The organism is Microbispora hainanensis (genome assembly GCF_006874475.1).
GTDB lineage: Bacteria > Actinomycetota > Actinomycetes > Streptosporangiales > Streptosporangiaceae > Microbispora > Microbispora hainanensis.
On record NZ_VIRM01000009.1, the window covers coordinates 156,521 to 170,144 of the forward strand.

At 71.1% G+C, this 13,624-nt stretch carries 14 protein-coding genes; 10 read left to right on the forward strand and 4 right to left on the reverse strand.

Translation table 11 applies throughout. The features are described 5' to 3' along the window. The first annotated feature begins 80 nt into the window (after positions 1-80). The gene (locus tag FLX08_RS10350; protein ID WP_142618225.1) at positions 81-1,607 is read left to right on the forward strand and encodes a long-chain-fatty-acid--CoA ligase; all 1,527 of its coding nucleotides are present in this window, start codon (positions 81-83) and stop codon (positions 1,605-1,607) included. A gap of 6 nt (positions 1,608-1,613) precedes the next feature. Here FLX08_RS10350 and FLX08_RS10355 read toward each other — a convergent pair whose 3' ends face one another. The 3 genes from FLX08_RS10355 to FLX08_RS10365 all read right to left on the reverse strand — a co-directional run bounded on the left by FLX08_RS10355 (position 1,614) and on the right by FLX08_RS10365 (position 5,444). Continuing rightward, positions 1,614-2,873 (reverse strand): class I SAM-dependent methyltransferase, encoded by a 1,260-nt coding sequence (locus tag FLX08_RS10355; RefSeq protein ID WP_142618227.1) that lies wholly within the window; start codon positions 2,871-2,873, stop codon positions 1,614-1,616. A gap of 25 nt (positions 2,874-2,898) precedes the next feature. Beyond that, positions 2,899-4,269, reverse strand: coding sequence for an FAD-binding oxidoreductase (locus FLX08_RS10360; RefSeq protein WP_142618229.1), 1,371 nt, complete (start codon positions 4,267-4,269; stop codon positions 2,899-2,901). Positions 4,270-4,457: 188 nt separating this feature from the next. Next, a complete protein-coding gene (locus tag FLX08_RS10365; protein WP_142618231.1) occupies positions 4,458-5,444 on the reverse strand; it encodes a 2-hydroxyacid dehydrogenase in 987 nt (328 codons plus the stop codon). A 76-nt stretch (positions 5,445-5,520) separates the two neighbouring features. Between FLX08_RS10365 and FLX08_RS10370 the strand changes: the two genes are divergently transcribed. From FLX08_RS10370 to FLX08_RS10395, 6 genes are all read left to right on the forward strand, one after another. Beyond that, positions 5,521-6,639, forward strand: coding sequence for a CaiB/BaiF CoA transferase family protein (locus tag FLX08_RS10370; protein ID WP_142618233.1), 1,119 nt, complete (start codon positions 5,521-5,523; stop codon positions 6,637-6,639). A 187-nt stretch (positions 6,640-6,826) separates the two neighbouring features. Then, positions 6,827-7,474 (forward strand): nitroreductase family protein, encoded by a 648-nt coding sequence (locus tag FLX08_RS10375; RefSeq protein WP_142618235.1) that lies wholly within the window; start codon positions 6,827-6,829, stop codon positions 7,472-7,474. A 96-nt stretch (positions 7,475-7,570) separates the two neighbouring features. After that, positions 7,571-8,443: an ABC transporter ATP-binding protein gene (locus tag FLX08_RS10380; protein WP_142618258.1), complete on the forward strand. Its 873-nt coding sequence runs from the start codon at positions 7,571-7,573 to the stop codon at positions 8,441-8,443. Further along, complete coding sequence (locus tag FLX08_RS10385) at positions 8,440-9,231, forward strand: ABC transporter permease (protein WP_142618260.1); 792 nt, start codon at positions 8,440-8,442, stop codon at positions 9,229-9,231. Before FLX08_RS10380 ends, FLX08_RS10385 begins: the two co-directional genes overlap by 4 nt. 30 nt (positions 9,232-9,261) lie before the next feature. Further along, positions 9,262-9,495: a helix-turn-helix transcriptional regulator gene (locus tag FLX08_RS10390; RefSeq protein ID WP_076434397.1), complete on the forward strand. Its 234-nt coding sequence runs from the start codon at positions 9,262-9,264 to the stop codon at positions 9,493-9,495. Beyond that, the gene (locus tag FLX08_RS10395) at positions 9,492-10,040 is read left to right on the forward strand and encodes a hypothetical protein (RefSeq protein WP_142618262.1); all 549 of its coding nucleotides are present in this window, start codon (positions 9,492-9,494) and stop codon (positions 10,038-10,040) included. Before FLX08_RS10390 ends, FLX08_RS10395 begins: the two co-directional genes overlap by 4 nt. A 15-nt stretch (positions 10,041-10,055) precedes the next feature. Here FLX08_RS10395 and FLX08_RS10400 read toward each other — a convergent pair whose 3' ends face one another. Then, entirely contained in the window at positions 10,056-10,565 is a 510-nt protein-coding gene (locus FLX08_RS10400; protein ID WP_142618264.1) for a GyrI-like domain-containing protein, read from the reverse strand. Positions 10,566-10,669: 104 nt separating this feature from the next. On the opposite strand from FLX08_RS10400, the gene FLX08_RS10405 reads away from it, so the two are divergent. The 3 genes from FLX08_RS10405 (at position 10,670) to FLX08_RS10415 (ending at position 13,451) form a co-directional block, all read left to right on the forward strand. Beyond that, positions 10,670-12,109: a GuaB1 family IMP dehydrogenase-related protein gene (locus tag FLX08_RS10405; protein WP_142618266.1), complete on the forward strand. Its 1,440-nt coding sequence runs from the start codon at positions 10,670-10,672 to the stop codon at positions 12,107-12,109. An 83-nt stretch (positions 12,110-12,192) separates the two neighbouring features. Beyond that, entirely contained in the window at positions 12,193-12,930 is a 738-nt protein-coding gene (locus FLX08_RS41300) for a YflT domain-containing protein (RefSeq protein WP_208761370.1), read from the forward strand. A gap of 146 nt (positions 12,931-13,076) precedes the next feature. Further along, a complete protein-coding gene (locus tag FLX08_RS10415; protein WP_079316111.1) occupies positions 13,077-13,451 on the forward strand; it encodes an FKBP-type peptidyl-prolyl cis-trans isomerase in 375 nt (124 codons plus the stop codon). Positions 13,452-13,624: the final 173 nt, after the last annotated feature.

Genomic DNA, 13,624 nt, shown 5'->3' on the forward strand with positions numbered 1-13,624 from the left:
AAATCCGCAGCCCGAGCCGTTACGCTGAGGTACCTACCGGTTGGTATGGACCGAGGGGTCCGATAGAAGAGGGAGCGGCGATGCTCAACCTGGCCGTCGTGCTGGAAGACAGCGCACGGGAGAAGCCCGACGCCACCGCGGTCGTCTTCGGCGACATGCGCCTGCCGTACTCGCTCGTGAACACCGTCGCCAACCAGGTCGCCAACCTGCTGGTCTCGCGCGGCCTCGGCAGGGGCGACAAGGTGGCGCTGGCCTGCCCCAACGTGCCGTACTTCCCGTTCGTCTACTACGGGATCCTCAAGGCGGGCGCGACCGTCGTCCCGCTGAACGTGCTGCTGCAGGCCCGGGAGATCGCCTATCACCTGGACGACTCCGACGCCAAGGCCTTCTTCTGCTTCGAGGGCACGCCCGAGCTGCCGCTGGGCGAGCGGGGCCGGGCCGGCTTCGCCGACGCCGAGGGCGCCGAGCACTTCTTCGTGCTGCCGGCCACGCCGTTCGCCACGGAGTCCGAGCTCGGCGAGACACTGTGGGCGGCCCTCGACGGGGTGTCCGGCGAGTTCGAGACCGTGCAGACCTCCGCCGACGACACGGCGGTGATCCTCTACACGAGCGGCACCACCGGCCAGCCGAAGGGCGCCGAGCTCACCCACCAGAACATGGTCATGAACGCCATGGTCAGCGACGGCATGTTCCCCCGGCAAGGAGATGACACCTATCTCGTCGCGCTGCCGCTGTTCCACTCCTTCGGGCAGACGGTGCTGATGAACGCCGGGTTCCGGCGCGGCGGCGCGCTCGTGCTGATGCCGCGCTTCGAGCCGGTCGAGGCCCTCACGCTGATGAACCGGGAGAAGGTCACGCTGTTCGCGGGAGTGCCGACCATGTATTGGGCCATGCTCACCGCCGTGCACGCCGGGGCGGCCGAGGTGCCGTCGTCGCTGGTCACGGCGGCCTCCGGCGGCTCGGCGCTGCCGGTCGAGGTGCTCAAGGACTTCGGCGCGACGTTCGGCGTGAACGTCCTGGAGGGGTACGGCCTGTCGGAGACCGCGCCCGTGGCCTCGTTCAACCAGCCGGGCAGGCCCGCGAAGGCCGGCTCGATCGGCACGCCGATCTGGGGCGTGGAGATGAAGCTGGTCGACGCCGAGTGGAACACCACCGACGAGATCGGCGAGATCGCCATCCGCGGCCACAACATCATGAAGGGCTACTACAACCGGCCCGAGGCGACGGCCCAGGTCATGAAGGACGGCTGGTTCCGCACGGGCGACGTGGCCCGGCGCGACGAGGACGGCTACTACTTCATCGTCGACCGGGCCAAGGACATGATCATCCGAGGCGGATTCAACGTCTATCCGCGGGAGATCGAGGAGGTCCTCATGACCCACCCCGCGGTCTCGCTCGCCGCGGTCGTCGGGGTGCCCCACGACTCCCACGGCGAGGAGGTCAAGGCGTACGTCATCCGCAAGCCCGGCGTCACGATCACCGAGGAGGAGCTGGTGGCGTGGTGCCGGGAGACGATGGCGGCCTACAAGTACCCGCGGATCGTGGAGTTCCGCGAATCCCTGCCGATGACCGCCACCGGCAAGATCCTCAAGCGCGAGCTGCGGTAGGGCTTTTCACGGCCAGTCGAGGGACGGGCGCAGCGGCATGTGTGCCTGTCCCTCGTCGTCGAGCCGGACGCCGAGCACCTGGTGCAGCTGCACCTTGTTGCGCTCGAACCCGACGACGCAGCCGGCCATGTAGAGCCGCCAGACCCGGGCGGTGCCCTGGCCGACCTCCTCGACCGCCTCGTCCCAGTTGGAGTCGAGGTTCTTGCACCACTCGCGCAGCGTCAGCGCGTAGTGCTCGCGCAGGTTCTCCTCGTGGCGGACCTCGAAACCGGTGTCCTCCATCTGGCGGATCAGGTAGCCCACCGACTCCAGCTCGCCGTCAGGGAAGACGTAGCGGTTGATGAAGCCGCCCTTGTTGATGGTCTTCTCGGTGCTGGTGGGGCGGGTGATGCAGTGGTTGAGAATGCGCCCGCCCGGCTTGAGCTTGCCGTACAGGAAGGAGAAGTACGACGGCAGGTTGTCCTTGCCGATGTGCTCGGTGAGGCCGATCGAGCTGACCCGGTCGAAACCGGTTTCCGGGACGTCGCGGTAGTCCATGTAGCGGACCTCGGCGAGCTCCGACAGCCCGGCCTCTGCGATGGCCTTCTGCGCCCACTCGGCCTGCTGGCGCGACAGCGTGACGCCCAGGCCCTTCACGCCGTACTCCTTGGCGGCGTGCATGACCATGCCGCCCCAGCCGCAGCCGACGTCGAGCAGCCGCATGCCGGGCTTGAGGTCGAGCTTCTTGGCGACCAGGTCGAACTTCGCGTACTGCGCCTCCTCCAGCGTCGCGTCCGGCCGCGGGAAGACCGCGCACGTGTACGCCATGGAGGGGCCGAGCACCCACTCGTAGAAGCGGTTGGAGACGTCGTAGTGGTGGTGGATCACCTCGGCGTCGCGCTGCTTGGCGTGCCGGCTGCCCAGCTTCGCCAGCGTGCTCTGCCGCGCCTCCTGCGGGGGCGGCGGGACACGCATCAGCAGCGGCTTGATCCCGAGCGACCGGATCGCGGCGACCTTCTCGCTGAGCGGCAGGTCGTTCAGGGTCAGCGACCACATCCGGTCGAGCAGGGTGTACATGTCCCCGTGCACGTCGATGTGCCCGGAGATGTACGCGCGGGCGAGGCCGAGCTCTCCCGGCGCCTGCGCGAGGTAGGCCACCGCCACCGGCGACTTCACCTCGATGCGGAGGTCCGCCCCCGAGGATCCGGCCTTGCTGCCGTCATAGGCGACGAACTCGACGCCGGCGTCAGGACCGACGATCTTCTCGAAGATCTTCGCAAGAGTCATTGCACCTCTCCCGACGTATCGACGCCTACCGGCCTCTGACGCACTTGTCGTAGAGGTCCAGCAGCCGGCTGCCCGGGTCGTAGGCGCGCTTGACCGGCCAGTAGGCGTCTCCGTTGTAAAGCCGCCAGAACTCCTCCCGCTCGTAGAAGGAGGTGGAGTAGAGCGACTTGTGGCCGTCGAGCGAGTGCACCGCCCGCTCGATCAGCCGGTTGTAGTACCCGTCGTACTGGCCGCGCGGCAGCGGAACCATGCCCCAGAAACCGAAGTTCACGTACAGGCGGCCGGGCTCCAGCGGGTAGAGGGCCCACCGGCCGGTCGCCTTGAGCGGGCACATCCACACCGGGGTCATGCCGACCCTGTCGTGGAAGACCTCCAGGAACTCGGCGCCCCGTTCAATGGGCACCTCGACGTCCTGGATGACCGACTCGTGCATGGGGTTGTTCCGCCAGCGGTCGATCCGGGCGGTCACGCCGTACCTCTGGTCGAGGCCGACGAGCTTGCGATAGACGTCCGACCGCAGGTAGCGGCGCGGCAGGAGCGAGCGGACCAGCGGCTGCTGCACACCGAAGGCGCGCGAGCACCAGAACCAGTCGGTGTCCCAGCGCCACAGGTAGTCGCGCACCGTCAGCCAGTCGCGGACGCGGCTGCGGATCGACTGGTAGTAGATCCGCATGCCGGTGTAGTCGGACGTGTAGGGCGCCCGGTCGGAGAACGAGCCCACCGTGATGTACAGCTCGTCCGGGCCGAAGAACGTGCCGTCGACGAAGTCGACCTGCTCGCCGTCGTGCTCGCGGCTGTCGCAGATCTCCTGCATGGCGAGCATGCACTTGCCGGCGTCGCTGAAGCGGATGTGCGTCAGCTTGACGTACGGCTTCACCCTGGCCAGCTTGATGCGGATCCGCAGCGCGTAGCCGAGCGTGCCGTAGGAGTTGGGGAACGCGTGGAACAGGTCCGCGTGCTCGTTGTCGGCCCGGGCCACCACGATCCGCCCGTCGCCGGTGAGGATCTCCAGCTCCTCGACCGACTCGTGCGGCAGACCGTCCTTGAAGCTCGTCGACTCGATGCCGAGGCCCGTGACCGCGCCGCCCAGCGTGATCGTCTTGAGCTGCGGCACCACGTAGGGCATGAGCCCGTACGGAAGCGTGGCGTCCACCAGGTTCTCGTACGTCGTCATGCCCTGGACCTCGGCGGTCATGGTCACCGGGTCGACGTGGATGACCTGGTCCAGATCGCGGGCGGACAGCGTCGCCGTCTTGGCCGGCGCGCGGAAGCGGAACAGGTTCGTCGTGGCCTTGGCCAGCCGGGGAGCGGAGTCCTCGGGTATGGCCGCGTAGGAGTCCCTGATCTGCTCGACGGCCTTCTGATGGGCGGTCATACTGGCCGTGCGCTCTGGCATGACACCACCCCCATGGATCGTAGAGATCGGCTCTTGGCACGCTATCCCCGACGGGGAACGCAGACCAGAGTAGACACGTTACGCCCGCGAAAACTATCTGGAATTCCCGCGGCGCACCGTCGGCGTAGATCGTATCCTGCTCTTTTTCATCGCCTCCGGCGCCCCTGCCGTAACAGGGGAAATCGTCATCAGCTGGGCACGCGACGGCGAACCAGGGGATCGGCGCCGTTGACCACGTTGACGACCGGACGGCCTTCTGTCGCGGCGGTGACATTGTCGAGCACGCACCGGATCAGCCGCATCGTCGCCTCGGGCGTCACCCCGGCGGCGTGCGGCGACAGCAGGACCTGCGGGCAGGAGCGCAGCGGGTCGTCCGGCGCCGGGGGCTCGCTGTCGTACACGTCCAGCGCCGCTCCGGCGAGATGACCGGACTCCAGTGCGGCTGACAGTGCCGCGTTGTCGACCACCGCGCCCCTGGCCGCGTTGACCAGCATCGACCCCCTGGGCATACGGGCGATCCGCGCCGCGTCGATCAGCCCGAGGGTCTCCGGCGCGAGCGCCACGGCCAGGACGACCACGTCGCTGCCCGCCACCAGCGCGTCGAGGTCCGAATAGTCCGCGCCGTACGTCTCCGGCTTGGGCGTACGCGACCAGTAGGAGACCCGGCAGCCGAGCGCGCCGAACATGCGGGCGCAGGCCGCGCCGATCGGCCCGAAGCCGATCACTCCCACCCGGCATCCGGACAGCTCGCGGCGCTGGTAGGCGAACTGCGGCCACTCCCCCGCCCGCATGGCCCGGTCGCCGTCCGCGAGGTGGCGCAGCAGCGCCAGCGCGGCGGCCAGGCACCACTCGGCCACCGCGGCGGCGTTCACCCCCGCGGTGTTGGCGAGGGGCACCCCGGCGCGGGCCAGCGCCTCCAGGTCGTGCCCGTCCACGCCGACCGACGGCTGCTGCACGAACGCCAGGCGCGGCGCCAGCCGTACGGCCTCCGCGTCGAGGGCCAGGGCACCGCTCCAGTCGCCGACGACGATCTCGGCCTCGGGCAGTGCGTCGAGCAGCGCCGCGCGGTCGTGGCGGGCGGGGACGCGCACCTCGACACGGCCGTCGAGGTCGGCGAGCAGGCCGCGCACCGCGTCCTCCGGGAGCGGTGGCAGCGCGAGAACATTCCACGTCACGCGCGCAGTCTCGCATGCCTCCAGAAACATGTTCTACTAAAGCGCGTGAAGTGATGTCGCTCTGAGGAGGGTTCGGATGGAGGAGTCGCGGGGGCCGCTGACGGGGATCCGGGTACTTGAGCTGGCCGGTCTCGCGCCCGGGCCGTTCGCCGGGATGATGCTGGCCGACCACGGCGCCGAAGTTCTGCGCGTCGACCGGGTGAAGGCCGTGAACGACACCCCGCGCCGCGACGTCATGGACCGCGGCAAGCGCACGATCGGCCTCGATCTGAAGTCGCCGGAGGGCGTGGCCGCCTTCAAGCGGCTGGCCGAACGGGCCGACGTGGTGATCGAGGTGTTCCGGCCCGGAGTCGCGGAACGGCTCGGCATCGGGCCCGCCGACCTGCACGCGGTCAACGAGCGGCTGGTCTACGGCCGCATGACCGGCTGGGGGCAGGACGGCCCGCTCGCCTCCAGGGCCGGGCACGACATCGACTACATCGCGATCGCCGGGGTGCTGTCGATGCTGGGCCGCGCGGGCGACAAGCCCACCCCGCCGATCAACATCCTCGGCGACTTCGCCGGCGGCGGGCTCATGCTGGCGTACGGCGTGCTGCTGGCGCTGCTGGAGCGCGAGCGCACCGGACGCGGCCGGGTGGTGGACGCCGCGATGGTCGACGGCGCGGCGCTGCTGTTCTCGATGTTCTACGCCGGGGTGCACTCCGGTCGCTGGGGCCCGCGCGGCACCAACCTCCTCGACACCGGCGCCCCCATGTACGACACGTACGAGACGGCCGACGGCGGCCATCTCGCCGTGGGCGCGCTCGAACCGCAGTTCTGGGCGGAGATGCTCGCCCGGATGGGCGTCGACGACATGCCCGACCGCGACGACCCGGCCAACTGGCCCGCCATCAGGGAGCGGCTGACCGAGATCTTCCGGTCGCGCACCCGGGCCGAGTGGGAGGCGGTCTTCGAAGGGTCCGACGCCTGCGTGTCCCCGGTGCTCGACCCGCGCGAGGCCGTACGGCATCCGCACAACCGGGCGCGCGGCACGTTCGTGGAGGTCGACGGGCTGCCGCAGGCCGCGCCCGCGCCCCGGCTGGCCGGCGCTCCGCGCGGCGACCTGTCCCCGGCCACCCGGCTGCACGACCTGAGCGCCTGGGGCCTGCCCGGCGACGAGGCGAAGGCCCTGCGCGCCGCCGGCGTGCTGGCCTGACCGGTTCCCGCAGCGCCCCACCTTCTCCGGGGTTCCAACCCCGGCCCCGCCCCTCGGCCGTTCCGGCCCGACCGGCTCCCCTGCTGTTCCGGCCTGACCGGCTCTCGCGCCGACCGTCCCCCTGGCCGGTCCGGCCCGCCCCCCTGCCCCCCGTTTCCCCCCGACGATCGAGGAGTTCCCCCCGCACATGGACATTTTCGAGGCCCTCTACACGACCCGCGCCATGCGGCGGGTCAAGCCCGACCCGATCCCCACGGAGGTGCAGGAACGCATCCTGGACGCCGCCGTCCGCGCCCCCAGCCCGGGCAACACCCAGAGCTGGCGGTTCCTGCTGGTGGACGATCCCGAGGTGAAGGAGCAGCTCGGGCCGCTCTACCGGCAGGCGCTCGGCGTCCTGTTCGAGACGCACTACAAGCCGATGCGCGAGCGGGCCGAGGCGACCGGCGACACCCGCACGCTCAACGTCATGCGGTCGGCCCAGCACCTGGCCGACCACTTCGAGTCCTATCCGCTGATGCTGTTCGCCTTCACCCGCAACGACCCCAGCGGCGGCTCCATCTACCCCTCGGTCTGGAGCGCCCAGCTCGCCGCCCGCGCGTTCGGGGTCGGCAGCGCGCTGACCACCGTGCTGGGGCTGTTCCACGGCGAGGAGACCATGCGGATCCTCGGCGTTCCCGAGGGCAAGGGCTGGCAGATCGCCTGCACCGTCACCTTCGGCTATCCGACCGGCCGCTGGGGCGTGGCCCCGCGCCGGCCCGTCCACGAGGTGTCCTTCCGCAACCAGTGGGGCGAGCCGGTCGGCTTCGAGATCCCCGAGCCCCTCTGGACGCCCTGAGCCGATCACGCTGACCGCCCTCCGATGAAGCAGGTGTTGAATCGAATGTAGTACAACTACTACATTCGACAGCACGGCTACTTCATTGGAGGGCGCATGCATGACGTCGCCATCCGCGTACGCGGACTCCGCATGGCGTACGGGCCCGTTCAGGTCCTGAACGGCGTCGACCTCGACCTGCGCAGGGGCGAGGTGTTCACGCTGCTGGGGCCCAACGGCGCCGGCAAGACCACCCTGGTCGAGATCCTGGAAGGGTTCCGTACGGGCTGGTCCGGCGAGGTCGAGGTGCTCGGCGAGAACCCGGCGCGCGCCGGGGACGCCTGGCGGGCACGGCTCGGCGTGGTGATGCAGTCGTGGCGCGATCACCCCCGCTGGCGGGTGCGCGACCTGCTCGCGCACGTCGCGGCGCACTACGACGATCCCCACGACGTCGACGAGCTGCTCGCCACGCTCGGCCTGACCGACGCGGCGCGCAACCGGGCGGGGGTGCTGTCCGGGGGCCAGCGCCGCAGGCTCGACGTCGCGCTCGGCATCGTCGGCCGCCCCGACGTGCTGTTCCTCGACGAGCCCACGACCGGGTTCGACCCCGAGGCCCGGCGGGAGTTCCACCTGCTGATCGAGCGGCTGGCCGGCGAGGACGGCCTGACCGTGCTGCTCACCACGCACGACCTGGCCGAGGCAGAGCGGCTGTCCGGGCGGATCGCCGTGCTCGTGGCCGGGCGGGTGGTCACCTGCGGCAGCCCGGCCGAGCTGGCGCACGCCGTACAGGCGCCGTCGCTGGTCCGCTGGGCGGACGGCGAGCTGGAGACCGCCGACCCCTCCGGGGTGGCCTGGGACCTGCACCAGCGGTACGGCGGCCCGGTCCCGGGGCTGGAGATCAGGCGGCCGACCCTGGAGGAGAGCTACCTGGATCTCATCGAGGAGGCGCGGGGAACGCGCGAGACGGCGGCTGTGGGAGGGGCACGATGAACGCGACGATTCTGGGCCTGCGGCGGGGCTGGACCGAGCAGCTCAATATCTGGAGCGACCGCAAGGAGCTGCTGAACGGCCTTGCCGGGACCGTCGGCACCTACGTGGTGCTCATCCTGTTCATCGGCGGCAACAACGTGCCCGGCACACCCGTGTCCATGGCCGCGTTCATGACGCCGGGGTTCCTGGCGTTCGCGGTGTTCTCGACCGGGCTGATGGGGCTGCCCATGCTGATCGCCGCCGATCGCGAGGAGGGCACGCTGATGCGCGCCCGGACGCTGCCCGGAGGCATCCGGGTCTACCTGACCGGGCGGGCCGTCACGACGCTGCTCACGATCGCGCTGAACGCCGCGCTCGTCCTGCTGGCGGCCGTGCCGCTCGCCGGTGTGGCCGCGCCGCCGACGCCCGGGCGGTGGCTGACGCTCGTCTGGGTCCTGGTGCTCGGCACGCTGGCCGTCGTGCCCATCGGCGCGGCGATCGGCACCCTGGTGTCCGGCCCGAAGGCGGCCGCGGCCATGCTCGCCCTGCCGGCGATGCTCCTGATGCTCATCTCCGGGGTGATGTTCCCGCTGGAGATGATGCCCGGCGTGGTGCGCGGCATCGCCCAGGTCTTCCCGCTCTACTGGCAGGGCCTCGGACTGCGCGCGGTGTTCCTGCCCGACTCGGTCCTCGCGGCCGAGCTCGGGAACAGCCGGCCGCTCGGCCGGGCCGCGGCCGTTCTGGGCGCGTGGGCCGTCGGCGGTATCGTTCTAGCCCCCTGGTTGCTGCGCCGGGTCCGTGGACGGTGAGCGGACTCGTGGGCCCGACGGAGGTGAGACGTGGCCGAGGAGCCGGTGTTCAACCGCATCGCGGTGCTGAGGGCCGACCGCGGCGTCTCTCGCCGGGACCTGGCCGCCGCGCTCGGGGTGCACTATCAGACGGTGGGCTACCTGGAGCGCGGGGAATACAGCCCGAGCCTCCACCTGGCCCTGCGGATCGCCGAGTTCTTCGAGGTGCCGGTGGAGGTCGTCTTCTCCCTCAAACCGTTCCCCAAGCTCGGGAGCACATCGTGAACTGGGGCGAGAGATGGCACGCGCACGTCGCCCGCAGCATGGAACACCCGATGTTCGTGCCGCTGTACCGCACCCGCGCCCGGCGCCGCCTGCTGGTCGCCATGGGCGCGACCGGCCTGCTGGTGATGTGGGCCGACGCGATCGTGTCGTGGTGCATCGCGCCGAGCGACATGGCCGTGACGGTCAACTTCGTGCTGCTGGCCGTCGCGCTCGTGTGCTACCTGCCCGCGGTGACGGCGCTGAACGCCGCCACCCGCGGACTGGCCTCGCTGCCGGAGCACCGCCTGGACGAGCGGCAGGTCACGGAACGGCTGCGCGCCTACACGGTGGCCAACACGCTGATGCGGCTGATCCTCACGGTCGTCACGGCCCTGGTGCTCGCCGCGATGTGGGGAGACGGCCCCGCGGCCCGGGTGCCGGGGGCCGCCGTCGCCCTCGGCCTCATCTCGGTGTGGCTGACGCACTACCTGCTGCCGTTGCTGGTCGCCGGGTGGCGGCTGCCCGACCCGCCGCCGGACGACGACGACCCGGACGACGAGCAGTGACCGAAGTGACGACGTTCAGGCCGGCGTGGCCTGAGCCTGCGCCGGGGGCCCTGAGGGCTCGCCGAACGACGGCAGCGTGGCCACGAAGAGGTCGACGCCGTCGGGATGGTGGATCTCCAGGTCGGTGGTGAAGGCGCGGACCGGCGCGCCGCCCGACTCGGTGTGCTTCCACACCTGCTGCCAGACCTCGGTGAGCGCCCCCGGCATCGGTCCCCGCGCCTCGAACAGCAGCGCCGGCACGCCCGGCACCCGTACGGCGACCATGCCCTCGGGCAGTCGCGCCGCCGTGCGCACGGCCACGCCGACGATCTGGGTGTAGGCGCCGTTGTGGTCGTTCTCGTAGTCGGTGAGCACGGCGTACAGGTTCTCGTCGACCCGGCCGGGCACGTGCGCGAAGGCTCCGGGCGCTCCGGCACGGGCCCACAGGCCCGGCAGTTGGGCGCGGGCCGGGTCCGCCTCCGCCGCGTTGGTCGTCCGCACGGCATAGCCGACGACGAGCGCCTCCGGACGGTCAACGATGATCACGTGCTCTCCTTTCAGGCGAGGTCAATGTATCCCGGGTCCGGGTCTGCTCAGGCGTCGGCCGGGAATGCCGGTTATGACCCGCTCACAACGTAGGCTGGACAAACGTGCGATTCCTCAATGATGTGACGCCGCCCTACGATCTCACGTACAGCGATGTCTTCATGGTGCCGTCCCGCTCCTCGGTCGGGTCGCGCCTGGCTGTAGACCTGTCCGCCGGCGACGGAACCGGCACGACGATCCCCGTCGTCGTCGCCAATATGACGGCCGTGGCAGGCCGCCGCATGGCCGAGACCGTCGCCCGGCGCGGCGGCATCGCCGTCATCCCCCAGGACATCCCGATCGACGTGGTGGCCGACGTCATCGAATGGGTGAAGAGCCGCGACCTCGTCCATGACACGGCCATCACCCTCACCCCTCACGACACCGTGGGCGAGGCGCTCACCCTGCTGCCCAAGCGGGCGCACGGCGCGGTCATCGTCGTCGACTGGGACAACCGCCCGGTCGGCGTGGTGACCGAGGCCGACTGCCACGGTGTCGACATGTTCACCCAGCTCTCCCAGGTCATGACCGCCTCGCCGCAGACGCTGCCGCGGGGCGTCGACCCGCAGTCCGCGTTCGACGCGCTGCACGAGGGCCGCCACCGGCTGGCGCCCGTGGTGGACGAGGACGGCCGCCTGGTCGGCATCCTCACCCGCACCGGGGCCCTGCGCTCCACCCTCTATCAGCCCGCCGTGGACGCGAACGGCCGGCTGCGGATCGCCGCGGCGGTCGGGGTGAACGGCGACGTGGCCGCCAAGTCCAAGGAACTGCTCGACGCCGGCGTCGACGTGCTCGTGGTCGACACGGCGCACGGCCACCAGGAGAAGATGATGTCGGCGCTGCGGGCCGTGCGGGCGCTGAAGCCCTCGGTGCCGGTCGCCGCGGGCAACGTCGTCACCGCCGAGGGCGTACGCGACCTCGTGGAGGCGGGTGCCGACATCGTGAAGGTCGGCGTGGGGCCGGGCGCCATGTGCACGACCCGGATGATGACCGGCGTGGGGCGGCCGCAGTTCTCCGCCGTGCTGGAGTGCTCGGCCGAGGCCCGCCGCCTGGGCCGGCACGTGTGGGCCGACGGCGGCGTGCGCCACCCCCGCGACGTCGCGCTGGCGCTCGCCGCCGGTGCCTCCAACGTCATGATCGGCTCGTGGTTCGCCGGCACGTACGAGTCGCCGGGCGACACCCGCACCGCCCCCGACGGGCGCAAGTACAAGGAGAACTTCGGCATGGCCTCGGCCCGTGCCGTACGGCTGCGCACCGCCGAGGACTCGCCGTTCGAGCGGGCCCGCAAGGCGCTGTTCGAGGAAGGCATCTCGACCTCGCGGATGTACCTCGACCCGGCGCGGCCCAGCGTGGAGGACCAGATCGACGCCATCGTGGCCGGGCTGCGCTCCTCCTGCACCTACGCGGGCGCCGCCACCCTGGAGGAGTTCCACGAGCGGGCGGTGATCGGCGTGCAGAGCGCCTCCGGCTACACCGAGGGCATGCCGCTGCACCAGAGCTGGTGACTCGTCCTGTTCCCTAGAGGCATATCCGGCTCTCCGGGGGTAGTGCGTTCGTGTACCGACCGCACTACCCCGCGGAGGCGAGCATGCAGTACTCCCCGGCCGGAGGGCCGGTCAGTATGGCGGCCGACAGACGGCTGCTGGTCAGTTACGACAACTACGCCGCGGCGCAGCGTGCCGTCGACACCCTGTCGGACGCCGGGTTCCCGGTGGAGAACAGCGCGATCGTCGGCAGCGACCTGCGCCTGGAGGAGACCGTCACCGGGCGGCTCACCAACGGCAGGGCGGCGCTGTCCGGCCTGATCACCGGCGCGGTGTTCGGACTCATCGTCGGCCTGTTCCTCGGGCTGTTCACCTCGGCCACGACCTCGTTCTTCGGGCTGGTGCTGTGGTCGATCCTCTGGGGCGCCATCGCCGGCGCGGCCTTCGGCTTCACCAGCCACGCCTTCACCGGCGGGACGCGCGACTTCTCCTCCAGGAGCTCGATCGTCGCGGGGCGCTACGACGTGCTGGTGGCCTCTTCCCTGCTCGACCAGGCCCAGGCGCTGCTGCAGGGCGGTGCGCGGCCGGCCGACACCGTCGTCGTCCAGCGTCCGCCGACGGCCGGACCCCTCACGACGTCACCGGCCGCGGGCGACACCGCTCCGCAGGCCGCCGCCTACCCGGCGGCGGAGGACCGGGTGGAGGCGCGCGTGGACGAGGCCCGTACCGAGCAGGTCCGCGTGGACGAGGCCCGCGCCCAGGAGTCGCGTGCTCAGGAGGCGCGTGCTCAGGAGACGCGCGACGACGGCTGGGCGGACCTGTCGAGGGGCCGCCGCCCGTGACCCTTCGCCATCGGCGGAGTTCCGACGCCTTCCCCACCCCGGGTGGGGAAGGCGTTCTCGTGTCGGCCGCCCCCGGTAGAGTCGTCAGCCTGCCGGAACCGCCGGCACTGAAAGCGCTTGGGGCACTACAGAAGCAGGAGGCCCACGTGGCACTGGAGAAGCCGGAGATCGACTTTCCCGAGGGCGCCCCGCCCGCGGACCTGGAGATCGTCGATCTCGTCGAAGGGGACGGGCCGGAGGCCAAGCCGGGGCAGAACGTGACCGTCCACTACGTAGGGGTGGCGTTCTCCACGGGTGAGGAGTTCGACGCCTCCTGGAACCGCGGCCAGCCGTTCCAGTTCCCGCTCGGCGGCGGCCGGGTCATCGCCGGCTGGGACCGCGGCGTGGCCGGCATGAAGGTCGGCGGCCGGCGGCGTCTGACGATCCCCCCGCACCTCGGGTACGGCAACCGCGGGGCCGGGGCCCTCATCAAGCCCGGCGAGACGCTCATCTTCGTCGTCGACCTGCTCGGCGTCGGCTGACCGGTCGCCTGACCGGCGTCGGCTGACCGGCGTCGGCTGACCGGCGTCGGCTGACCGGCGCACCCGCCGAGGCGAGGGCGGCGTCCCCGGATTCAGGGGTAGGAGAGCGGAAGCGGTTCGAGGATGATGGCCGGGTGGCAGATACCCCCCCGAACCGCCTCTCCATGACCCCC